At 65.1% G+C, this 23056-nt stretch carries 22 protein-coding genes; 14 read left to right on the forward strand and 8 right to left on the reverse strand.

Annotated elements, in window-relative coordinates; translation table 11 throughout:
• Positions 1-165: 165 nt before the first annotated feature.
• From NN5_RS07095 to NN5_RS07115, 5 genes are all read left to right on the forward strand, one after another.
• Positions 166-1659, forward strand: coding sequence for a M28 family peptidase (locus NN5_RS07095; RefSeq protein WP_067733414.1), 1494 nt, complete (start codon positions 166-168; stop codon positions 1657-1659).
• Positions 1660-1783: 124 nt separating this feature from the next.
• Positions 1784-3241, forward strand: a complete 1458-nt coding sequence (gene guaB / locus NN5_RS07100; RefSeq protein ID WP_067733372.1) for an IMP dehydrogenase — start codon at positions 1784-1786, stop codon at positions 3239-3241.
• Between the two features lie 150 nt (positions 3242-3391).
• Positions 3392-4564 (forward strand): RsmB/NOP family class I SAM-dependent RNA methyltransferase, encoded by a 1173-nt coding sequence (locus tag NN5_RS07105; protein ID WP_067733374.1) that lies wholly within the window; start codon positions 3392-3394, stop codon positions 4562-4564.
• 14 nt (positions 4565-4578) lie between these two features.
• Positions 4579-5121, forward strand: coding sequence for a tetratricopeptide repeat protein (locus NN5_RS07110; RefSeq protein ID WP_067733375.1), 543 nt, complete (start codon positions 4579-4581; stop codon positions 5119-5121).
• A 33-nt stretch (positions 5122-5154) separates the two neighbouring features.
• Positions 5155-5643 (forward strand): GNAT family N-acetyltransferase, encoded by a 489-nt coding sequence (locus NN5_RS07115; protein ID WP_157081048.1) that lies wholly within the window; start codon positions 5155-5157, stop codon positions 5641-5643.
• 134 nt (positions 5644-5777) lie between these two features.
• Here the strand turns inward: NN5_RS07115 and NN5_RS07120 are convergent, their stop codons facing one another.
• Positions 5778-6260 carry an RNA pyrophosphohydrolase gene (locus NN5_RS07120; RefSeq protein ID WP_067733377.1) on the reverse strand — a complete coding sequence of 161 codons (483 nt, stop codon included), beginning with the start codon at positions 6258-6260 and terminating at the stop codon, positions 5778-5780.
• A gap of 247 nt (positions 6261-6507) precedes the next feature.
• On the opposite strand from NN5_RS07120, the gene NN5_RS07125 reads away from it, so the two are divergent.
• Together NN5_RS07125 and NN5_RS07130 are read left to right on the forward strand one after the other, a co-directional pair.
• On the forward strand, positions 6508-8388 hold the full coding sequence (locus tag NN5_RS07125) for a 2-oxoacid:acceptor oxidoreductase subunit alpha (RefSeq protein ID WP_067733381.1): 1881 nt from the start codon (positions 6508-6510) through the stop codon (positions 8386-8388).
• A 14-nt stretch (positions 8389-8402) separates the two neighbouring features.
• Positions 8403-9458, forward strand: a complete 1056-nt coding sequence (locus NN5_RS07130) for a 2-oxoacid:ferredoxin oxidoreductase subunit beta (protein ID WP_067733383.1) — start codon at positions 8403-8405, stop codon at positions 9456-9458.
• A gap of 19 nt (positions 9459-9477) precedes the next feature.
• Here NN5_RS07130 and NN5_RS07135 read toward each other — a convergent pair whose 3' ends face one another.
• Positions 9478-10158 (reverse strand): phosphatase PAP2 family protein, encoded by a 681-nt coding sequence (locus NN5_RS07135; RefSeq protein ID WP_084384785.1) that lies wholly within the window; start codon positions 10156-10158, stop codon positions 9478-9480.
• Between the two features lie 40 nt (positions 10159-10198).
• Between NN5_RS07135 and NN5_RS07140 the strand changes: the two genes are divergently transcribed.
• The 3 genes from NN5_RS07140 to NN5_RS07150 all read left to right on the forward strand — a co-directional run bounded on the left by NN5_RS07140 (position 10199) and on the right by NN5_RS07150 (position 13415).
• Positions 10199-11572 (forward strand): cryptochrome/photolyase family protein, encoded by a 1374-nt coding sequence (locus NN5_RS07140; RefSeq protein WP_067733386.1) that lies wholly within the window; start codon positions 10199-10201, stop codon positions 11570-11572.
• Between the two features lie 65 nt (positions 11573-11637).
• Positions 11638-12933, forward strand: a complete 1296-nt coding sequence (locus NN5_RS07145) for an SAM-dependent methyltransferase (RefSeq protein ID WP_067733388.1) — start codon at positions 11638-11640, stop codon at positions 12931-12933.
• Between the two features lie 68 nt (positions 12934-13001).
• Positions 13002-13415, forward strand: coding sequence for a hypothetical protein (locus tag NN5_RS07150; protein WP_067733390.1), 414 nt, complete (start codon positions 13002-13004; stop codon positions 13413-13415).
• Here NN5_RS07150 and NN5_RS07155 read toward each other — a convergent pair.
• The 4 genes from NN5_RS07155 to NN5_RS07170 all read right to left on the reverse strand — a co-directional run bounded on the left by NN5_RS07155 (position 13403) and on the right by NN5_RS07170 (position 17296).
• Positions 13403-13744 (reverse strand): PilZ domain-containing protein, encoded by a 342-nt coding sequence (locus NN5_RS07155; protein ID WP_067733417.1) that lies wholly within the window; start codon positions 13742-13744, stop codon positions 13403-13405. The genes NN5_RS07150 and NN5_RS07155 overlap by 13 nt on opposite strands.
• Before the next feature lie 84 nt (positions 13745-13828).
• Positions 13829-14545, reverse strand: a complete 717-nt coding sequence (locus NN5_RS07160) for an SDR family NAD(P)-dependent oxidoreductase (protein ID WP_067733392.1) — start codon at positions 14543-14545, stop codon at positions 13829-13831.
• 8 nt (positions 14546-14553) lie between these two features.
• Positions 14554-16002, reverse strand: a complete 1449-nt coding sequence (gene purF, locus NN5_RS07165) for an amidophosphoribosyltransferase (RefSeq protein WP_067733397.1) — start codon at positions 16000-16002, stop codon at positions 14554-14556.
• Positions 16003-16192: 190 nt separating this feature from the next.
• Positions 16193-17296, reverse strand: a complete 1104-nt coding sequence (locus NN5_RS07170; protein WP_067733399.1) for an endonuclease/exonuclease/phosphatase family protein — start codon at positions 17294-17296, stop codon at positions 16193-16195.
• Between the two features lie 187 nt (positions 17297-17483).
• On the opposite strand from NN5_RS07170, the gene NN5_RS07175 reads away from it, so the two are divergent.
• The 4 genes from NN5_RS07175 (at position 17484) to NN5_RS07190 (ending at position 20269) form a co-directional block, all read left to right on the forward strand.
• Entirely contained in the window at positions 17484-18725 is a 1242-nt protein-coding gene (locus tag NN5_RS07175; protein WP_067733400.1) for a lipoprotein-releasing ABC transporter permease subunit, read from the forward strand.
• A complete protein-coding gene (locus NN5_RS07180) occupies positions 18718-19404 on the forward strand; it encodes an ABC transporter ATP-binding protein (protein ID WP_084384786.1) in 687 nt (228 codons plus the stop codon). Before NN5_RS07175 ends, NN5_RS07180 begins: the two co-directional genes overlap by 8 nt.
• Before the next feature lie 99 nt (positions 19405-19503).
• Positions 19504-19788 carry a hypothetical protein gene (locus NN5_RS07185; protein WP_067733403.1) on the forward strand — a complete coding sequence of 95 codons (285 nt, stop codon included), beginning with the start codon at positions 19504-19506 and terminating at the stop codon, positions 19786-19788.
• On the forward strand, positions 19781-20269 hold the full coding sequence (locus tag NN5_RS07190; RefSeq protein WP_067733404.1) for a glutathione peroxidase: 489 nt from the start codon (positions 19781-19783) through the stop codon (positions 20267-20269). Before NN5_RS07185 ends, NN5_RS07190 begins: the two co-directional genes overlap by 8 nt.
• Before the next feature lie 87 nt (positions 20270-20356).
• Here the strand turns inward: NN5_RS07190 and NN5_RS07195 are convergent, their stop codons facing one another.
• Positions 20357-21520, reverse strand: a complete 1164-nt coding sequence (locus tag NN5_RS07195; RefSeq protein WP_067733405.1) for a Yip1 family protein — start codon at positions 21518-21520, stop codon at positions 20357-20359.
• Positions 21521-21689: 169 nt separating this feature from the next.
• Positions 21690-22892 (reverse strand): GGDEF domain-containing protein, encoded by a 1203-nt coding sequence (locus NN5_RS07200; RefSeq protein ID WP_067733406.1) that lies wholly within the window; start codon positions 22890-22892, stop codon positions 21690-21692.
• Between the last annotated feature and the right edge of the window lie 164 nt (positions 22893-23056).

Consider the following 23056-nt stretch of genomic DNA (forward strand, 5'->3'; position numbering starts at 1 on the left):
GACCTCGCCGTGCAGCCGCAGCGCTCATGGTGTTGCCGGTCTGCCATGTCCGGACGCCGATTTCGGAAAAATGACGAAAGACCGGGGCCTTCCCGCAAATTTTTCACCCGGGAAGGAGAATCGGCGTATAGACTGATCGTGATGGGTCCGGGTTCATTGGCAGGCATGGCAAGGAAAGTGGCGCTGGCGTCGCTCGGCGTAGCCCTGATTGCCGTATCAGGGCCATCTCCGGCCAGACCCAGCCGCGCTGACCGCGATCTTGAAGCGCGGCTGCGGGCGCACATCGAAGTTCTCGCCAGCGACGATTTCGATGGCCGCGAGCCGGGCACTGATGGCGAGGCCAAGACTCTGCGCTACCTTGGCCGGGAATGGTACAATATCGGGCTGGTCTCGGGCACCAACGACCCCGGCAACGAATGGTTCGCGCCGGTTACGCTGGTCGCGCGCGAACCGGCGGCTTCGTCCGCGCGGTTCCTGCGCAAAGGGTATCGCACGCCGATCACGCCGCAGGACGTGCTGGTGCTGACGTCGGGCAAGCGCAGCCTTGTCCGCAACGCGCCGCTGCTGTTCGTTGGCCGCGCCGAAGGGGAGGAGTTTACCCGCAACGAGCTGGCCGGGCGGATCGCCGTCCTGCTCGATGGGGATACGCCCGACAGCAAGCGGCAGAACGCGCTGCTGGCGATGGGCGCTTCGGCCGTGCTGACCGTGCTCGACGGCGACCGTAACATGGAGGAAGTCGCCGCCCGGCGGCAGCGCTCCGGCTATGCCCTCGCCGATGACTCTCTTGGCGGCGATCTGGAAGCGTTCATCAGCCGCGATTCCATGGCAGCGCTGCTCAAAGGCACGGCGCATACGCTCGATGCTCTGGAAAAAGCAGCAGCAGAGCCGGGCTTCGCGCCGATCACGCTCGACGTGAGCGCTTCGCTGGAAGCAACGACCCGCGAAACGACGATCCACACCCACAACCTGATCGGTAAGATTCCCGGCAGGCATCCCGAAGCCGGGGCCGTGCTGTTCCTGGCCCATTGGGACCACTTCGGCGAATGCGGCGAGCCGACAGCAGAGGACCGCATCTGTAACGGGGCGATCGACAATGCCAGCGGTGTCGCGGCGCTGACCGAAGTCGCGCGCCGTCTCGCCAAGGGGCCGCAGATGGACCGCGACGTCTATTTCCTTTCGACCACGGCTGAGGAGCTGGGCCTGCTGGGCGCCCATGCCTTTGCCGAGAACCCGCCGCTGCCGCTCGACCATATCGTGGCCGCGTTCAATATCGATTCCGATGCGATCGCGCCGGCCGGCACGCCTTTCGCCATTGTTGGGCGGGGGATGACCGGGCTCGATGCCGATATCGCGAAAGTCGCCAAGGCCGAGCATTTCAAGCTGCTCGAAAACGATGAGGCCAACGAATATGTGCGGCGGCAGGACGGCTGGGCCCTGTTGCAGCACGATATTCCCGCCGTCATGGTGACGACGGCCTACGGCAAGATCGGCCTGATGCGCGATTTCTTTGAGGGGGACTATCACCGCCCGAGCGACGATCTCGTGCATCTTTCGCACCCGCTGCAACTCGGCGGGGAGGTGGAGGATGTGAAGATGCTGACGGCGCTGGGGCGCTGGTTTGCCGATCCGAAGAAAGTGCCTTTCAAAGCAGGCCAGTGACAGGCGCTGCCGCACCGGGCCAAAGTTTGGTTGTGGCCTAAGGAAACTCCCCCCTAGCCCAATCCCCTCTGCTTGATTACATGGGCCGCCACGATTCTCCCCCGCAAAGGCATTGGTGGCACATATGGATATCCAGATCGGACTCACTTTCGACGACGTTTTGCTGCGTCCGGCCAAGTCCGATATCGTGCCAACCCAGGCCGATACGCGCACGCGCCTGACTCGCGAGATCTGCCTCAACATTCCGGTCATTTCCTCGGCGATGGATACCGTGACCGAAGCGGACATGGCGATTGCCATGGCGCAGATGGGTGGCATCGGCGTGCTGCACCGCAATCTCACGCTCAAGGAACAGTGCGCCGCGGTGCGCGCGGTGAAGCGCTTCGAAAGCGGCATGGTGGTCAATCCCATCACCATCGCGCCCACCGCCACGCTGGGCGAGGCGCAGGAGCTGATGCAGGTCAACAAGATCAGCGGCATTCCGGTGGTTGAGGCTTCGGGCAAGCTGGTTGGCATTCTCACCAACCGCGACGTGCGCTTTGCCGACAACCCCGCGCAGCCGGTGCATGAGCTGATGACGCAGGAGAACCTTGCGACCGTCGGTCTCGGCGTCACGCAGGAAGAAGCGCGCCGCCTGCTGCACCAGCGCCGCATCGAAAAGCTGCTGGTGGTGGACAAAGCTTTCCACTGCGTCGGTCTCATCACGGTGAAGGACATCGAGAAGGCCGTCACTTATCCCGATGCCACCAAGGACGCCGCCGGGCGCCTGCGCGTCGCCGCTGCGACCACCGTGGGTGACAAGGGCTTCGAGCGCACCGAGGCGCTTCTGGCCGCCGAATGCGACGTGGTGGTGATCGATACCGCGCATGGCCACAACAAGGACGTGGCGCTCGCGGTCGAGCGGGTGAAGAAGCTTTCCAACTCGGCGCAGGTCATTGCCGGCAACATCGCCACGGCCGAAGCCGCGCGCGCGCTGATCGATGCCGGTGCGGACTGCCTGAAAGTGGGTATCGGCCCCGGCTCGATCTGCACCACCCGTATTGTCGCGGGCGTCGGCGTGCCGCAGCTTACCGCCGTAATGGAAGCCGCCGAAGAGGCCGACAAGTCGGGCGTCCCGGTGATCGCGGACGGCGGTCTGCGCACGTCGGGCGATGCCGCCAAGGCGCTGGCGGCCGGTGCCTCGTCGGTCATGATCGGCTCGATGCTGGCCGGCACCGAGGAAGCGCCTGGCGAGACGTTCCTCTATCAGGGCCGTGCCTACAAGTCGTACCGCGGCATGGGCTCGGTCGGCGCGATGGGCCGGGGTTCGGCGGACCGTTACTTTCAGGGCGACATCAAGGACCAGATGAAGCTGGTGCCTGAGGGTATCGAGGGCCAGGTAGCCTACAAGGGCCCGGCCAAGGACGTGATCCACCAGCTCGTCGGCGGCATCAAGGCGGCCATGGGCTACACCGGCTCGCCGACGATCGAGGATCTGCGCAAGAATTCGAAGTTCATCCGCATCACTGGTGCGGGCCTGCGCGAGAGCCACGTCCACGACGTGACCATCACCCGCGAGGCGCCGAACTATCCGACGCGGTAAGGCCATGAGAGGTCTTGTCCTCCCCGGCACGGGGAGGGGGACCATGCGCAGCATGGTGGAGGAGACTCTCGGTCTGGCACGGCGCTGTGGGGCGAATCCCCTCCACCGCCTGCGGCGGTCCCCCTCCCCGTGCCGGGGAGGACTGGCCCGATGACCCCCGCCGCGCGCGTTCAAGCCGCGATCGAGGTCCTCGACCTCGTGATCGAGGCCGCACGCACCAATGGCGCGCCTGCCGACCGCCTGATCGCCGACTGGTTCCGCCCGCGCCGCTTCGCCGGCAGCGGAGACCGGCGCGCGGTGCGCGAACTGGCTTACCGTGCGATCCGCGCCTGCGGCGAAGTGCCGGACAGCGGCCGCGCGGCGATGCTGCGGGTGGCGGCTGAGGACGAACAACTCGCCGCGCTGTTCAACGGATCGCGCCACGCACCTGCACCGATTACTCCCGGCGAGGCCATGGCGGCAGGCGGCGTCGCACCCCAATGGCTGATGGACCGGCTGGCCGCGAGCGGCGTTGCGGAAACCGAAGCCGCCGCGCTGCTCGATCGAGCTCCGCTCGATATTCGCGTCAACACGCTCAGGGCCGGGCGCCTCACCCTGCCCGAAGGGGCGGAGCGGACCGTCGCGGCCCAGGGCTGGCGCTACCCGCCCGAAACCCGGATCGAGCAGACGCCCGCTTATACCTCCGGTGCTATCGAAGTGCAGGACACCGGCTCGCAGCTCACTTGCGAAGCGGTGGCCGCGCGGCCGGGTGAACTGGTGATCGACTTGTGCGCCGGGGCAGGGGGCAAGACGCTCGCACTGGCCGCCGCGATGGAGAACCAGGGCACGCTGATCGCCTGCGATGTCGACCGCACCCGCCTCTCGCGCCTGGCTCCGCGCGCTGAACGCGCCGGGGCCACCATGGTCGAGACGGTGCTGCTCGATCCCGCCCGCGAGGCGCAGGCGCTGGAGCGCTTTGCCGCGAAGGCCGATGCCGTGCTGGTCGATGCGCCCTGTTCGGGCACCGGCACCTGGCGCCGCAATCCCGAAGCGCGCTGGCGGCTGACGGAAAAGCAACTGGCGCGCTACGTCGAAACGCAGGCGCGGCTGCTGGACGTGGCGGCGGGGCTGGTCCGTCCGGGCGGGAGGCTGGTCTTCGTCACCTGCTCGCTGCTGGACGAGGAAGGCGCCACACAGGCGGAGGGCTTCCTTCGGCGCCATCCCGGCTGGCAGGCCCTGCCGCCCGCGCTTCCGGCCGGCACGGCGCGCGGGCAGGGTATCCGGCTCTCCCCGTTTCATGACGGCACGGACGGGTTTTTCGTCGCGCGCTTCGGTTGCGTGTGATAGCGTCCGTCCCCATGATGAGGACGAAACCCTCGGCCAAGGACTTGCTGATGCGTTACACGCCCGTTGCTGTTGCCCTTTCCCTGCTTGCCGCCGTCTCTTCCAGCGTTTCCTATTCGCAAGCGCCCGAAGCGCTCGATCCGCGCGCGGTGACACTGCTGAGCGAAGGGCGCGCGGCGCTGGCGAGCGGCAACTATAATGCGGCGGTCGATGCCTATGAATCCGCGCTGACGGTCTCGCCGGGCAGTGTCAGCGTGCTGCTCGCACTGGCGGATGCCACGCGCAAGGAAGGACTGCAGGGCAAGGCGCTGCACTACTACCGCGTTGCACTGACGGCGGACCCGCGCAATGTCGAGGCCCTGGCCGGAGAAGGCGTGGCGCTGGCGGAAAAGGGCGCGACCGAAAAGGCCAACCGCAACCTCGCCCGCCTGCAGACGCTGTGCGGCAAGGACTGCTCGGAAGCGAGAACCCTCGCCGCCGCCATCGCCAAGGGCCCGTCCCAGCGCGTGGTCACGGCCGAGGCGGTGACGCCCAAGCCGGTGGTCAGCGAGAACTGAGGTCCGGCGCGCTGAGCATTCGGGCCGGCCGCAGTGATTGTCGGCTCGGTTCGTATGCGCTCAGCGTCGACATCGGACGCCAGTAAAATCGCTTCGCTTTTGCGCGAATCCATCACGGAACTTTGTATCGACGATCATCGGCGGGACGCTGGGTTGCTGAATGCCTGGCTGGCCGACAAGACGCCGGATACGGTTGCAGAGTGGATGGGCAATCCTGCCAGCCAGTTCATTGTCGTGGAGGACGAAGCTGGTTTAGCGGCTATGGGATGTCTTGTGCCGAAAGGGATCGTGGCGCTGAACTATGTTGCGCCGCGCGCGCGATGGCATGGGTACAGCAAGGCTGTGATGGCCGAACTGGAAAGGTTGGCGCGGGCATCTGGGGTCAGCAGGATGCGGCTCGAAAGTACACAAACGGCGCTGCGTTTCTACCATGCGATCGGCTTCCGGTCTGACGGCGCGCCTGTGAACAGTTTTGGCCTTACCGCCTGGCCTCTCGTCAAGGACTTGGTTGAGGCTGATTAGGACCGGGAGCGTGACATTTGCATCTCCTCTCCGCTCATCCTGAGCTTGTCGAAGGATGCTGGCGTGACGCCTGGTTCAACACCCTTCGACAAGCTCAGGGTGAGCGGTTTTGCTCAGGCCTTGCGCTCGTTACCCTAAATCAGCGCCCGGAACTCTTCCAGCACTGCGCGATAGACGCGCTTCTTGAACGGCACGATCAACTCGGGCAGCGTTTCCGCCTCGACCCATTTCCAGTCGAGGAACTCGGGCGGCCTGTGCGCATTGAGATTGACGTCCGCATCGGTGCCTTCGAAGCGCCCGAGGAACCAGTGCTGGCGCTGGCCGCGGTACTTGCCCTTCCACAGCTTGCCCATCAGTTCGTCCGGCAGGTCGTAGAGCAGTTCTTCCTTGGTGCGCGCCAGGATCGTGACGTGCTGCTCGCTGACGCCGGTCTCTTCCCACAGCTCGCGGTGGGCGGCGGCCTTGAGGTCCTCGCCTTGGTCCACGCCGCCTTGCGGCATCTGCCACCAGTCGCCCTCGCGCGTGTCGATTCGCTTGCCGACGAAAACTTTCCCGTCGTGATTCACCAGCATGACGCCGACGCAGGGACGGTAGGGCAGAGTCGAAAAGTCATTCATTGGGAAGGGTAATTCCATGATTTATGGGAGATGCGCTGGGCGAAAGGGGAGGCTTCGATCGCTGAGGCACAACGCATGCTGCAGAGAATGACCCAAGCCGGCGCTCTTGACTAGCTTGTTTTATGGTTCTCAAGGCGGGAATGTCAGGATTGTTTGCCTGAGAGATTTTCTAGGTTGCGTCCCGGAGCGGGGAGGCTCAGGGGCGGGATAACACAGCAGTTCCGGCACTTTGCCGAAGAGGATTATAATGGCCAGTATTACCGCCGCACGTGAACCCGGGGCGTCTTTGGAGGAAGACTCACCTGAAGCCGTTGTTGTCCGCTTTGCGGGGGACTCGGGTGACGGGATGCAGCTGACCGGTGGGCAGTTCACGCTGTCGACGGCGCTGGCGGGCAACGACCTGGCGACTTTCCCGGACTTCCCGGCCGAGATCCGCGCGCCGCAGGGGACGCTGTTCGGGGTCTCCGCGTTCCAGATCAATTTCGGCTCGCAGGAGATCACCACCGCGGGCGATGCGCCCGATGTGCTGGTGGCGATGAACCCGGCCGCGCTCAAAGTGAACGTGCCCGCGCTCAAGCCCGGCGGGCTGGTGATCGCGGACACCGGCGAGTTCAACAAGCGCAACCTGGAAAAGGCGAAGTACGAGAGCAATCCGCTCGAAGACGGGAGCCTTGCCAGGTGGGACCTGCTGGCTTTCGACATCTCGGCGCTGACACTGGAAGCCGTGAAGCCGTTCGGGCTTGGCAACAAGGAAGCGCTGCGCTGCAAGAACATGTGGACGCTGGGCCTCGCGCTGTGGATGTTCGACCGTGACCGCCAGCCGCTGATCGACTGGCTCAAGGGCAAGTTCGCGAAGAACCCGATGCTCGCCGATGCCAATATCGCCGCGCTCAATGCCGGGCACGCCTATGGCGAGACGGCGGAGCTGGCCGGGCCGCTCAAGAAGCTGCACATCGATCCGGTTCCGGCCGAGCCCGGCCTCTACCGCACGATCACCGGCGCGGAAGCGGTTTCGCTCGGCCTTGTCGCGGGCGCGCAGCTGGCGCACCTGCCGATGTTCTTTGGTGGCTATCCGATCACCCCGGCCTCGGCGATCCTTCACAATCTGGTGAAGATGAAGGAATTCGGCGTCACCACCTTCCAGGCGGAAGACGAGATCGCGGCGATCTGTTCGGCGATCGGCGCCAGCTATGCCGGGCATCTGGGCGTCACTTCGTCCTCGGGCCCGGGCATTGCGCTCAAGGGCGAGGCGATGGGCCTTGCAGTGATGACCGAGCTGCCGCTGGTCATCGTCAACTCGCAGCGCGGCGGCCCGTCGACGGGTCTGCCGACCAAGACCGAGCAGTCGGACCTCTATCAGGCGGTCTATGGCCGCAACGGCGATGCGCCGATGCCGGTGATCGCCGCCTGCTCGCCCGCCGACGCCTTCGAATGCGCGATCGAGGCCTGCCGCATCGCGGTGCAGTTCATGACCCCGGTCGTGCTGCTGACCGACGGCTACATCGGCAATGCCTCCGAGCCATGGAAAGTGCCCGATCCGGAAAGCTACACGCCGTTCCCGGTCTCCTTCCTGGAAGAGACCAACAATCCGGACGGCAAGGTGCTGCCCTTCAAGCGCGACGCGCGCGGCGTGCGCCCGTGGATCAAGCCCGGCACTGCCGATCTGATGCACCGCATCGGCGGCATCGAGAAGGGCATCGACACCGGCGATCTCGACTATTCGCCGGCCGTCCACCAGGCCCAGACCGATGCCCGCAAGGCCAAGATCGACGGCGTCGCCAGGGCGATCCCCGCGCAGGAGGTGTGCCTGGGCGAGGAGAGCGGCAAGCTGGCGGTGGTCGGCTGGGGCTCGACGTACGGCCCGATCCATCAGGCCGTGCGGCGCGCCCGCAAGAAGGGCCTTGCGGTCAGCCATGTCCATGTCCGCCACGTCTGGCCGCTGCCGGAGAACCTGGGCGATCTGCTCAGGCAATTCGACAAGGTGCTGGTGCCCGAGATGAACACCGGCCAGTTCAAGACCGTGCTGCGCGACCAGTTTCTGGTCGACGCCCAGCCGCTGACCAAGACCAGCGGCCAGCCTTTCACGATCGCCGAGCTTGAAGCCGCGATCGACGAAGCTCTGGCCTGAGGGGACCGAATACCATGAACGACATGACCCCCATCACGACGACGCTCAAGGACTGGGAATCGGACCAGGAAGTGCGCTGGTGCCCGGGCTGCGGCGACTATGCGATCCTGAAAGCCGTGCAGCGCACGCTGCCGATGGTGAACGCGGACCCGAAGAACACCGTGTTCGTCTCGGGCATCGGCTGCTCCAGCCGCTTCCCCTACTATGTCGAGAGCTACGGCTTCCACACCATCCACGGCCGCGCGCCGGCCTTCGCGACCGGCATCAAGCTTGCCAATCCCGAGCTCGACGTCTGGCTGGTGACGGGCGACGGTGACGGCATGTCGATCGGCGGTAACCACACGATGCACGTGCTGCGCCGTAACCTCGACTGCCAGATCATGCTGTTCAACAACGAGATCTACGGCCTCACCAAGGGCCAGTACTCGCCGACGAGCCGCGTGGGCACGAACTCGCCGACCAGCCCGATCGGTTCGGTCGACCGCCCGGCGCTGCCCTGCGCTTTCGCACTGGGCGCGGGCGCGCGCTTCGTGGCGCGCGGCTACGACATCTCGAAGGACCTGCCCGAGGTGCTCAAGGCGGCCTACGAGCACAAGGGCGCGGCGTTCGTGGAGATCTTCCAGAACTGCATCGTCTACAACAAGGACCGCTTCGACGACTTCACCCAGAAGAAGGTTGCCGACGACACGCAGGTCTGGTGCCGCGACGGCGAGCCGCTGCTCTTCGCCAAGGGCACCAAGGGCCTGGCGCTGTGCACGGACACGCTGACGCTCAAGGTCGTCGATGTCGTTGCCAGGGAAGATGGAACGCCTGACTGGCAGGCAGCGGGCGTGGCGGTTCACAATGTGAAGAACCGGGGCCTGGCGCACATGCTGGTGGAAATGCCCTTCGGCGTGTTCCCGATGGCGCTCGGCGTGATTTACGACGATCCGCGCCCGACCTTCGAGAGCGAAGTGGTGGCCGAACGCGCGAAGCTGATCGAAGGCAAGACTGCCGATCTCGGCAAGCTGCTGGCCAAGGGCCAGACCTGGACGGTAGAGCCCCAGGCTACCCACGGCCTGATGGACTGACCCCCCGCGCCGCCGGGCCTCATCGGCCCGGTGCGCGCGATGGCCGGTGTAGCAGGCCATGGGCCGTCAGCGCCCAGCCCGCGCCGCCGAGCCATCCGGCGATGGCGTCGCTGGGCCAGTGCACGCCGAGCCACACGCGGCTCCACGCGACCGCCATGCTCACCACGACGGCACTGGCTATCAGGGTATGGCGCAAGGACCGTCGCGGGGTGAGGGCCGCGAAAGTCAGCGCCATGGCCAGATAGATCAGCGCCGCGTTGAAACTGTGGCCGCTGGGAAAGCTGTATCCGCCCGCCTGGGTCAGGTGGGAGACGAGGTCGGGCCGGGCGCGCGCGAAGAGTGCTTTCAGCCTGCCGTCGACGATCCAGCCGCCGATTACGGTCAGCGTAAACAGCGCGGCCTCGCGCTTCATGCGCAGGAACAGCAAGGCGGCGACAGCACCGAGCGCGAAGACATTGCGCAACAGGGTGCCGCCCAGCGCGGTGATATCGCGCACCATGGTGAGCCCGCGCGGCGCGTCCGGGGCGTGCAGGCCACTGCCGCGCCAGAACAGCAATCCGGCCTTGTCGAATGCGGCGGTGTGTCCGGTGGCCACGGCCCATGCGATCATGGCGAAGCCGAGCCAGCAGAGGACTGCCGCGGCCAGCGTGATGCGGCGGCTCCGCGGGGAGAGCATGACGGTTTCGGCACGAGCAGCCATCGGCTAGGAAACACGCGTCCGAATAAGGCGTTTCGAATCCATGCATTCTCCTGTCATCGTGTGGCTGCGGCGCGACCTGCGCCTGTCCGACCAGCGTGCCATAGCCGAAGCGGCAGGCAAGGGGCCTGTCATTCCCGTCTATGTGCTCGATGACGAGACGCCAAGGCACCGCGCGATGGGTGGCGCCTCGCGCTGGTGGCTGCACCATTCGCTGGCCAGCCTCGATGCGGCGCTGCGCGGGAAAGGTTCGCGGCTGATCCTGCGCCGGGGCCGGTGCGAGCACGTGCTGCCAGCATTGGCGGAAGAAACGGGCGCCAGCGAAGTGCACGCGCTGCATCATTACGAACCGTGGTGGCGCAATGCCGAAAAGGCCGTGGCCCAGCGCGTGACACTGTGCCTGCATCACGGCAATTACCTTGCTCCGCCCGGATCGGTGACGACGGGTGCGGGCGTGCCTTACAAGATCTACACGCCGTTCTGGCGCGCGCTCAGCGAGCGGATGCCGCCGCCTGCGCCGCAGCCATGCCCCGATGTCATTCCCGGGCCGGAACGCTGGCCGCGCTCCGAGGATCTGGCCGATTGGAACCTGCTGCCCGTAAAGCCCGACTGGGCCGGTGGCATGCGTGACTTCTGGGAGCCGGGCGAAGAGGGCGCGCGCAAGCGTCTGCGCGCCTTTGCAGGAAAGGCATCGCGCTATCGGGAAGAGCGAGACCTGCCGTCCGGGAATGCCACTTCGTTTCTCTCGCCCCACCTGCATTTCGGAGAGATTTCGCCCGCGCAGATCTGGCATTCTGTTAGCAACGCAGGCGGCTCGGTGGGAACGTTCCTCGGCGAAGTGGGCTGGCGCGACTATGCGCAGAACGTGATCCTGCAGTTTCCGGATTACGGCGCTCGTTCCGCGCGCGAGGCGTTCGATGGGTTTCCCTGGCGCACGGGGCAGGCCGCCGACGAGGACCTGCGGGCCTGGCAGCAGGGGCGCACCGGCTATCCCATCGTCGACGCCGGCATGCGCCAGCTCTGGCACACCGGCTGGATGCACAACCGCGTGCGGATGATCGCGGCCAGCTTCCTGGTAAAGCACCTGCTGATCGACTGGCGCCGGGGCGAGCAGTGGTTCTGGGATACGCTGGCCGATGCCGACTATGCCTCCAATGCCGTGAACTGGCAGTGGACGGCGGGATCGGGTGTCGATTCGAACATGTTCGTGCGGATCATGGCGCCGTTGTCACAATCGGAGAAGTTCGATGCAGCAGGCTATATCCGCCAATGGGTGCCTGAACTGGCCGCACTGCCCGATGGCGAAATCCACGATCCGGGGCCGCTCTGCCGGCCCGGCGGCTATCCGGCCCGCCTGATCGAACACCGCGCGGCGCGTGAGCGGGCCTTGGCCGCATGGGAGCAGGCAAAGGGCTGAGCGAAGCCGGATTTTGCCCGGCCTTGCCATTGCCCGTGCCGTTCATCGGGCGCATATTGAGGATCATGAATGCGCATGCGCCAGGCAGGGGTGAGGATCTGATCACCGGCGGGCGGGCCATTGGTATCGGTCCGCAATGGTTGGCGCGCCTGTGGTCCGGCGGGATAGACCGGATTCTCGACCGGATCGATCGGGGACTGCTGCGGGGATCTGTCCAGGCGACGTTTCCGGACGGGACGGCCCGCCTGCTGGGCGGCCGCGCGCCGGGCTTCTGCGCCTTGGTCGAAATCCGCAGCTGGCGGGCCTTGCTGCGGTTGGCGACGGCGGGGTCGGTCGGCTGGTATCAGGCCTGGGAAGCCGGGGAGTGGGACAGTCCCGATCCGGTGCCGCTGTTCGCATTGTTCATGAACAATGCGGCAACGCTGGGCAACGTGGCCCGTGCGCATGGCCCCTGGCGGCTGGTGACGCGCTTCGTCCACTGGCTCCACCGCAACACACGCTCCGGTGCTTTGCGCAACATCCACGCCCACTACGATCTCGGCAACGATTTCTACGAGCAATGGCTGGGCGAGACGATGATCTATTCCAGCGCGCTTTATTCCGCCGTCGGCCGGGATGGGCCCAATGCCCTGACCCAGTTCGTGACCGAGCTCGATGCAGCGCAATCGGCCAAAGTGGGGGCGATTGTCGAGCGGCTGGATCTCAAGCCGGGGGGCCGCGTGCTGGAGGTCGGCTGCGGCTGGGGCACGCTGGCCGCCTTCATGGCCGGGCACGGGCAGGTTCATGTCGATGCCATCAGCCTGTCCGACGAGCAGCTCGATTTCGCGCGGCGGCGCTGGGCGATCACGCAAGGCAGCGTCGATTTCCGCAAGCAGGACTACCGCGACGTTGCGGGGGCTTACGATGCGGTGGTCTCGGTCGAGATGGTGGAAGCGGTGGGGCGGCAGTTCTGGCCGGATTTCCTCGACTGTGTGGCCCGCAACCTGAAGCCCGGGGGCAGGGCGGCGATCCAGTACATCGCCATGCTGGACGAGATCTTTGAAGGATATGCCCGCAGCGCCGATTTCATCCAGACCTTCATTTTTCCCGGTGGGATGCTGATCAACGAGAGCGAGTTCCGCCGTCTTGCCGAAGAGCGCGGGCTGGTCTGGCAGGACCGTCACGGTTTCGGTCTCGACTATGCGCGCACGCTGCGCCAGTGGCGGGAGAATTTCGATGTGGCCGTGGAAGAAGGACGCCTGCCGCCGGGCTTTGACGCGCGCTTCGTGCAGCTCTGGCGCTTCTACCTGATGTATTGCGAGGGCGGTTTTCTGGGCGGCGGGATCGACGTGGCGCAAGTCACGCTGGTGAAGGCGCCTTGAGGCCGGACATTCAATCGCCGTTCATAGGCTGGAGCGCTGCCTCGCCATGCGGGTGAAGGAGGCGCTCTATGAAGCCTGTCGCCATTGCCGGTCTTTCCGTCTTGCTGCTGGGCGCGGCGCCCGCGGCCCCGTCCGCACAGTTCGGCGAGAGTTGCAGTGGGTCGGAAACGGTGAAGGTGGGAACCGCTGCGCCGAAGACTTTGCCCTATCATCTGGATTTCAGCGCCGACCTGGCTCTGGACTCGTACAGTTATGGGCAATGCCTGCCGAACCAGAGCTACCGGATTGCCGATCCCGCTTCGCATCCGCTGAAACTGGCCGACCTCGATCGGGCAGGGCAGGTCCGGCACATCGCGTTCGATCGCGCGGCCGGCAGGATCACGGACTATCAGATTTTCGATTCCCCTTTGGGGCGGATTGAACGCAAGGCCAGCGGAACCTGCAAGCCCGCGCCGTTCCATCCGGTGCCTCAGGCGGAGTAGCCGTCTCCGCGCCAGCGCACGAGGATCGCGTCAAGCACGATCGGGCTCAGCAGGGTTTCGAACGCGGCGCCGACGAGGCCGTTGTCCCACCACACCACTTTGGCGGCGAGCGATTCCATGCCGGGCAGCGTCAGCCAGCAATAAGTGCCGGGATGCAGCCGCGTCATCGACGTGGCGGAAAAGCCGGACAACGACAGGTCTCGGACCGCGGTCTGATAGCCCTTGGCGCCCGAGGCGCGCAGCGTGGCGGGTATCGAAATCTTGACCCGGTGCGCGCTACGGTCTTCCTGCGCGGCGTTTTCGTAGTTTTGTTGCTGGGTGTGAACCATGATCACCTGCGTCCCAAGCATTGGCGGCGTCTCCATGGCGCCGGATTCTGCCTAAGATGTCAACCCGCAGTTACCATGCCCTTATCAAGACTGGTTAACAGTCTCGCGATGGCCGGTCGCGAAGGGTTCGCCGAGCAGGGCCACCAGGCGCTGCGCCACCACTTCGGGCGGCTTGACCGACTCGGGTGCTTCGCCCGGATAGGCGCGCGCGCGCATGGCCGTGCGGGTGGAGCCGGGATTGACCACGGCGACGCGCACTTTCGCGATATTGGCGACTTCCTGCGCGTAGCAGTCCAGCAGCACTTCGAAAGCGGCCTTGGTGGCGGCATAGGCGCCCCAGTAGGCGCGCGGCTTTGTCGCCACGGTCGAGGTCATGCCGATCACGCGGGCATTGCCGCTCTTGCGCAGCAGCGGATCGAAATTGGCGATCAGCGCCTGCGTGGCCAGCACATTGGTGGTCAGGCCCTTGTTGAAGGCCTTCTGGTCGATATCGGCAACGCTGGTCAGCTCGGGCAGGATCGCGGCGTTGATGACGAGAATGTCGAGCTTGCCCCAGCGCTGCGAGACGGCCGAGGCAAGGCGGGCGATCCCGTCGGGCTCGACCAGATCGACCGGGGCGATCGTGGCCGAACCGCCGGCCTGGAAGATCTGTTCCTCGATGCCTTCGAGCGCTTTGGTATCGCGCCCGGTCAGGACGACGTGCGCGCCGGCTTCGGCAAGGGCCAAGGCGGTTGCCGCGCCGATGCCGCGGCTGGAGCCAGTGACCAGCGCGACTTGTCCTTCGAAGGGCTTAGCGCTCATGTCCGTGCTCACGCCGCGCTGAGTTCCGCCGTTTCGCGCTCGGAAAAGTCGGTCAGCTTGGTGGGGTACTCGCCCGAGAAGCAGGCGTCGCAGAACTGCGGGCACTTGGGATTGCGCTGCGCTTCGCCGACGGCGCGGTAAAGCCCGTCGATCGAGACGAAGGCGAGGCTGTCGGCCTTGATGAAGGCGGCCATGGCCTCAGTGTCCATGTTCGCGGCGAGCAGCTTCGACCGTTCGGGGGTGTCGACGCCGTAGAAGCAGGAATGCTCGGTCGGCGGGCTGGCGATGCGCATGTGCACTTCGGCGGCACCGGCATCGCGCATCATTTCGACGATCTTCTTCGAGGTTGTGCCGCGCACGATCGAATCGTCGATGAGGATGATGCGCTTGCCTTCGACGATGGCGCGGTTGGCATTGTGCTTGCGCTTCACGTCGGCATGGCGCGCCGCGTCACCCGGCTGGATGAAGGTACGGCCGACATAGTGCGAGCGGATGATCCCCAGTTCGAAGGGAATGCCCGATTCCTGCGCATAGCCGATCGCCGCCGGCAGCCCGCTGTCGGGCACCGGGATGACGATGTCGGCATCGGCGAAGGCTTCCTTGGCCAGTTCGACGCCGATCTGCTTGCGCACCTGATAGACCGAGCGGCCGTCCATCACCGAGTCGGGACGGCTGAAATAGACGTGCTCGAAGATGCAGGGGCGCGGGTCGGGGTTGCCGAAGGGGCGGTGGCTGGAAACCGTGCCCTTGTGATCGACCTGCACCAGTTCGCCCGGCTCGATCGAGCGGGTGAACTCGGCGCCGATCACGTCGAGCGCGACGGTTTCCGACGCGAAGACGGTGGCATCGCCAAGCCGGCCCATGACGAGCGGGCGGATGCCCAGCGGGTCGCGGCAGGCGATCATACCTTCCGGGGTCATGCAGATCAGCGAATAGGCGCCTTCGACCATGCGCAGCGCATCGACGAAGCGATCAAGCAGGGTGGGATAGCGGCTGGTCGCGACGAGGTGGATGATCACCTCTGTGTCCGAAGTCGACTGGAAGATCGAGCCCTTCGAGACGAGATCGCGCTTGAGCGTCATCGCATTGGAAATGTTGCCGTTATGCGCGATCGAGAAACCGCCGTCGGCAAGGTCGGCGAAGAGCGGCTGCACGTTGCGCAGGCCCGAACCGCCAGTGGTGGAATAGCGCACGTGGCCCGAGGCCATGGTGCCGGGCAGAGTGTCCAGTTCCTTCTGGCGGAACACCTGCGCCACGTGGCCAAGGCCGCGGTGCGAGTGGAACTCGCTGCCCGAGAAGCTGGTGATGCCTACGGCTTCCTGCCCGCGATGCTGCAGGGAATGAAGCCCGGCGGCGGCGATGTTCGCCGCGTCCTTGGCACCGATAACGCCGAAAATACCGCACTCTTCGCGCAGTTTGTCCCCGTCGGCGTCACGAAAGGGGTGTGTCATGTTCATGGATCTGTCCGGCCCGCTGGCGCGTCAAAACGCCCGCGCATTTGGAAGGGATTGCCTCTAAATGCAAGGGGGCTGTGCCGGTCTTTTTACCGGCATGAAACATCACTGCAGGCCAATGGCTCCGGCCTGTGACCCTGTGATGACAATGGGTGATGACAATGCGTGAGGACAATGCGTGAGGACACCGGCCTCACGCCTGTTTCAGGCTTTCCAGGTAGGCCGTGCTGTTATCGACTTTCAGTTTCACCCACAGCGGCATGTGGTCCGACATCTGGTAGGTCGACCAGTCGCGGTAATTGTCCTTGTTGGACCGGGTGATCGCCTGGGCATATTCGCCGGTATCGTTGTCGCGAAACACGTAGTCGAAGAACCGGAAATTCCCGAAATCGCGCTCGGCCACGAATGTCTGTCCCGAGAAGTCGGCGCCTTCGCCTTTGCTGAGGTAGGCGATCTGATCGTAGTACATCGTCTCGGAAATGTTGTTGGGAAAATAGCGTTCGCCGGGCGACTTGAAACCATGGCGCTTGAGCGCGGTCATCGTTTCGTGCTCGGGGCTCTTGATGTTGAAATCGCCCAGCAGGAACAGCGTCTGCGCGCGGTGCAGCGCGTCTTTCGCGTAATCGGCCAGATAGGCGGCGATGCGGTCAATCTCCGCGATCCGCTCGCGCAGCTGGGGGCCGGAATCGGCTCCGTAGTAGATGTGCACGGTGCAGATATCGAACTTGAACCACCCCGCCTGGAACGCGGTGATGAAGGGGGAGCGCCGGAACTGCTTGCCGTCGTTGTCCTCGTCCGTGGCGGCGGCCGATACCAGCATCTTGGCGGGCAGCACGATTTCCCCCGCGATCTTGCGGAAGAACACCTTGCGCCGGTCGAACAGGAACAGCAGCCGCTCGCCATTGCCGCCCAGCCGGCTGTCCGTGACATCGGTGGCGATATAGTCGAAATCGTGGCCGAGAATGCCCATCAGCAGTTCCCATTCCTCGATATCGTTCACTTCCTGCACGGCGACGAAATCGAAGCGGGAGAGGATTTCCGCAATGTAATACAGGCTTTCGCGCAGCCGCGGGCCGGCGCCGCGCCGCATTTTCGCCTTGTCGTATCCGGGGACGAGCGAGGCGAGGTAATCCCTGCCGAAATCGCGCAGGTTCCAGGTGGCGAGGAGCAGGGTGCTGGTCTGGTCCTTGGCGGGCAGCTTGTCATCCAGCCCGGCCCGCAGCCGCTCCAGATTGCCGACGACTCGAGTCCGTTCCGCTGCATCGCGAAAATCGTAGCGAAGGCGCGCATAGTCCATGGCCGCTCTCCCGGGGCGCGAGGTCGGCGGGAGAATACCGGCCGGCGGGCGGCCCGGACAAGTGAAATGGCTGCAAGACCGGGGCGCCGCCCGTCAGCCGCCTGCCAGTCGCCCGTCAGTCGCTTGCCAGTTTGGGCCCATGCCCTTAAGGCCGCTTCGTCAATCCGATCACAGACGGACCCGCCCGTTGATCCTATCCCCTTTCGAATGGACTATCGCCAAGCGCTACATGCTTCCCGGCAAGGGCGAGCGCTTCATTGCGCTTGTCGCGGGCATCAGCCTTGTCGCCGTGATGCTCGGCGTATGGGCGCTGGTCATTGTCATGAGCGTCATGAACGGCTTTCGCGCCGAACTGTTCGACAAGATCGTGGGGCTCAACGGCCATGCGATCATCCAGGCCTATGGCGGCCGGCTGGACGACTGGCAGGACGTGCTCAAGGAAGTGAAGGCGACGCCCGGCGTTACCCGTGCCTCGCCGCTGATCGAACAGCCGCTGCTGGCCAGCTTCAATGGCCGGGTCGAGGCGATCCTGGTGCGCGGCAACACCCGCACCGACATCAACCGCCTCAAGAGCAAGGTTCTGGACGGCAATCTCGACCAGTTGCAGGTGGGCAGCGACAATGTCGCGATCGGCTCCCAACTGGCGCAGAACCTTGGCGCGCAAGTGGGCGATATCATCACCGTGATCAACCCGCAGGGGCGCTCGACGCCGTTCGGCACGGTGCCGCGCCAGATCGCCTACCGCGTCGCCGCGATTTTCGAGATCGGCGTCTATGATTACGACAGCGCATTCGTGGTCATGCCGATCCCCGATGCGCAGACCTTGCTGCTGACCGGCGACACGATCGGCATGATCGAAGTGACCACCAACAATCCCGACAAGGTCGGCGAGATCCTGGCCCCGCTTTCGCGCCAGCTGGCGGGCAGGGCGGTGATCTCCGACTGGAAGACCATCAATGCCTCGCTGTTCGAGGCGCTGGCGGTCGAGCGGGTGGTGATGTTCGTGGTGCTTTCGATCATCGTGCTGGTGGCGGTGTTCAACATCCTCTCCTCGCTGATCATGCTGGTGCGCGCCAAGACGCGCGACATCGCGATCCTGCGCACGATGGGGGCGACGCGAAAATCGCTGCTCAAGGTCTTCGTGACGACGGGCTTCTGCATCGGCGCATTGGGGACGCTGCTGGGGCTCGTGACGGGCCTGATCTCGCTCTATTTCCGCCAGCCGATCGTCCACGCGGTGGAGCGGATGACCGGGCAGAACCTGTGGGATCCCTCGATCCGCTTCCTGACCGAATTGCCCAGCCGCCCCGATCCGGTGGAGATCACCGTGATCTGCGTGATGGCGCTGGTGTTCAGCTTCCTCGCGACGCTCTACCCGGCTTTCAAGGCGGCGAGCACCGATCCTGTGCAGGTGCTGCGCTATGAGTGAGGCCGCCATGGAACCCGTCGTCCGCCTGACCGATGTGACTCGCAGCTTCGCGCAGGGCGGTGTCACCATCGATGTGCTGCGCGGGGTGAACCTGGCGGTGAATCCCGGCGAGATCGTCGCGCTGCTGGGCGCTTCTGGCTCGGGCAAGTCGACCATGCTGCAGGCGATCGGCCTGCTCGAAGGCGGCTTTGGCGGCCGGATCGAGATTGCTGGCATCGATGCCAGCAAGCTGGGCAAGGACCAGCGCGCGGCGGTGCGGCGCGATCACATCGGCTTTGTGTACCAGTTCCATCACCTGCTGCCCGATTTCAGCGCGATCGAGAACGTGGTGCTGCCGCAGCTCATCACCGGCAAGCCGCGCGGCGAATGCGAAGCGCGGGCCGGGGAATTGCTCGAAGCGCTCGGGCTGGGGCAGCGGCTCGATCACCGGCCCAGCCAGCTTTCGGGCGGCGAGCAGCAGCGCGTGGCGGTCGCCCGCGCGCTCGCCAACCGGCCGCGGCTGGTCCTGGCGGACGAGCCCACCGGCAATCTTGACGAAGCCACGGCCGATGTCGTGCTGACCCAGTTCCTTGCGCTGGTGCGCGATCAGGGCAGCGCGGCGCTGGTCGCCACCCACAACGAGCGGCTTGCCGCGCAGATGGACCGCGTCGTGCGCCTGCATGACGGTGTTCTGGCATGACGGTGTTCTGGCATAGATAATCCGCACTGGCGCCGGCGTTGATTTTCCGGTTTCCAGTGTCCACATCGACCCATGAGGAATGAACGAAAGGACCCCGCGATGAGCGACACCCCGTCCACCATCCAGAACGACGAGGGCGCCCCCAAGGGCTTCGGCTGGAACGATTCGGCCGAACTGCACAAGTGTGAGGACGGCGGCGGCCTGTTCCACCGCTTCAAGACCATCCGCCGCGGCACGGTGGCCGAACTGGTCCACTTCGTGATGGATCTGCCCGAGGAAAAGCAGCAGGACTACGCGATCCAGAAGGATGGTGATCACACCTTCCGGATCGGCGAGATCCGCAACCTTTACCGGCGGCCGGATTACCCGGGTAGCGATGCCTGATCTGCGCACGATTGCGGATTTTACCGCGGCCTTGCCGAACGGCGAGACGATCAGTCTCGCCGACCGCCTCGGCAAGGTCGTGCTGGTCGTCAATACCGCCAGCAAATGCGGCTTCACCCCGCAGTACAAGGGGCTGGAGGCGCTCTGGCGCAAGTACGGGACGCGCGGTTTCGAAGTGATCGCGTTCCCGTGCAACCAGTTCGGTGCCCAGGAGCCGGGCAATGCGGACGAGATCGCCGATTTCTGCGAAGTGAATTTCGGCCTGTCTTTCCCGCTGATGGGCAAAGTCGAAGTCAACGGCGCCAACGCTGATCCGCTCTACGACTGGCTCAAGGCCGAGGCACCGGGGCTGCTGGGCAGCAAGGCGATCAAGTGGAACTTCACCAAGTTCCTGATTGGCCGCGATGGCAAGGTGGTGCGCCGCTATGCGCCGACCGACAAGCCGGAAAGCCTGGAAAAGGATATCGAAGCCGCGCTCTGATCCGAAGGGACGGGGCGCCGGAATGGCGGCGCCCCGTCTTGCCGTAAGGGGACGCCGGAATCCTGTCCTGAAGATCAGCCGGGAAGATCAGTCCGCCAGTTTCTTGAGAGCGCCGGGATCGATTTCCGCCACGGCGGCCTTGAGTTCATCGATGCTTTCGGCGGATCCGTCGGCTTCGACGAGGAAGCGGTTGTCGATCATGCGGCCGAATTTTCCGTTCTGGTTCCTGGTGTTCCAGGATTCGGTCTGCATCTGGCCATCGACGGTTCCGGTCTTCTCGTAGCCGTCCGCGTCTTCCTTCGACTGCTCGATGCCCATTGCGGCGCCCATGGCGGCAATCGCGCCGATGCCGTGAAAGTCTGCAATGCGCAGCGTGAAGCTCTTTCCGTCGGCGGCATATTCCGCTTCGGCCGAAGCGCCCATCATGCCGGCGCCGACAGTCTGAAGCGAAGTGCGGGCATAGGAACCGATCGACTCGGGCAGCAGGCCCTTGAGGCTGTCGACCGGGACCGGCTTGGTCTTGCCGCTGGCCGCATCTTCCATCTGCTTGTTCATCTCGTCCAGCTTGCCGGTGTCGATCTTGCCGACACCGGGCACCGAGATCGTGCCGCTGCCGGAGCTTATGCCATCGGCGGACGAGAACAGCGCAGGCCCGGCAAACAGCCCTACGACCGCGGTGGAAACGGTCGATGCGACCAGCGCCAGGACGGCGGCGCACACGACCGTGACGGCGGTGAAGGCGACCGCCTTGTCCTGCGGCACTTTCATCAGCACCGGCGCGCCCGCGTAGAACAGGTAAAGGCTGTAGAGGCCGACAAGGCCCAGTACCGACAGGGCCGGGATCAGGCTGAACACGCCGGCCAGCCAGCTGGCCGTCATGGAATAGGCGACGAGCTTGAAAGCCGCGGTCTTGTCCATCGCGCCGGAGAACTTCGGCGCGAGCAGATTGGCGATCCAGGCCAGGATGAATACGCCGATGATGGCCATGACATAGCTCATGATGGCGGTCATGAGGCCGCTCATCAGGCTGGGACGGAAGTGCACGAACAGCATACCGTGTCCGAACAACTGCCCGCCAATGAAACCCGCGGCCGGGCCGATCGCGGCCAGCGGCAGGACATAGCTTTTCAGGATGCCGGACGGCGTGTCCGGCTCGGCAGCGATAACCGGCCATTCGGCCTTGGGCTGGAACAGGATCGCCTTGGCGCGATCGACGAGCGGCGTATTGCCTGCGCTGGAACCGGTATCCACTACATGCCCTCCTCAATGCCGTAGATGAGGAGAGGGAAACACATCTTCCTGTTCTTGCAAAGCATCTAACAGGATTTGTAGCGAATTGGCCGTGAACGGCCTGTGGGCGAAAGGCCCGGTATTTCCTGCCGCTTTGTAGTGCCGCGAAGGGCAGGCTTTACAGTGCTGATTACAGAGAAACGGGGTCCCGGCGGTCCGGGGTGCTGGCCGGCTGTTCGGGCGGGCAGTGGGCGTCGACCATGATCGTCTGGTTACGGCCGAGCCGCTTGGCCATGTAGAGTGCGCGGTCGGCGGCCCTGAACGCGGTGTCGTGGTCTTCCGCCCGGTCCATGCCGGCAAGGCCGATGCTCAGGGTGCAGGCGCGCGATTCGGCGCCGGAACCGTGGCGCAAGCCGGCGAAGCGAGTCCGCATCGTTTCGGCGCGGGTCAGGCATTCTCCTTCGGTCGACGCGAAGATGACGGCGGCAAATTCCTCTCCGCCCACGCGGAACACATTGTCGGCGCCAAACACTTTCGCGGCCATCCGGCCCGCATTGGTAATGACGAGATCGCCGAAGGCATGGCCCATCTGGTCGTTGACCGCCTTGAAGTTGTCGATGTCGATCACGGCGACGGCGACGGTCTTGTTCCGCCCATAGCCGTCCGTCAGTGTTTGCATCCGGTCCTCCAGCGCGCGCCGGTTGCCGATGCCGGTCAGCGGATCGATCGAGGCGAGGCGGTAGTGCTGTTCGGCCAGCTGTTCCCGGTTGAGCGCGGTGACGAACAGGCTCAGCAAGGCGCCTTCGAGAACGATCAGGAAATTGAACAGGGCAATGGACCAGACCTCGGTTTCCTTCGGCCCGAACGGGGCGGGAAGAAACAGGGCGAGGGGGCTGCGGGCCAGATCGAACAGGAAAAAGCCAGCGAAGATCCAGTAGAGCGTCGTTGCCGAGGGGAGCTGCGGGCGGCGCATCCGGCTGAATTCGCGGGCCGCCAGCCCGTTGTAGGCAGCGAACAGCAGGACGCGCGGGAACATGCGCAGTTGCGGCATGTGGGCGTCGGCGCCGAGTGTGCAGGAGAACAGGAACACGGCGGTGCAGGGCAGCAGGATCTCCAGCAGGCGCGGACGCCTTCCCCCGAGCACGCGGGCGGCCGTCCAGGCCGCGCCATAGACCAGGGTCAGGAAATACCAGCCGAGCCGCAGGCCCCAGGGGCCGGGCAATATGTCGGGCCAGGTCAGCAATATGCCGGCCGGAACGCCGATGCCGAACGGGGCGAACAGCCAGCTCAGCCTTGCTGGGCGGCCGTCCTTGAACCACGACAGCAGCATCCCGATGCACATGATGGCTGCCAGAACGGTACTGCAGGCCGCGATGGTCATGATATCGGGCATCGCGTGCGGTCAGGCTCCCCGGGCAGTTGTGGAAACGGGCAGGAAGACAGTCATGGCAGTCAGTACAATGTCCGTTTCGCGGGCTATTCGGGAGCGGCGATCCTACGCCTGCAAAAAGCAATCTAGTCGGCGGTGTTTAACAGTCCGTGTTCTTAATCTTACTG

Origin of the sequence: Novosphingobium naphthalenivorans NBRC 102051 (genome assembly GCF_001590985.1) — a bacterium.
Lineage (GTDB): Bacteria > Pseudomonadota > Alphaproteobacteria > Sphingomonadales > Sphingomonadaceae > Novosphingobium > Novosphingobium naphthalenivorans.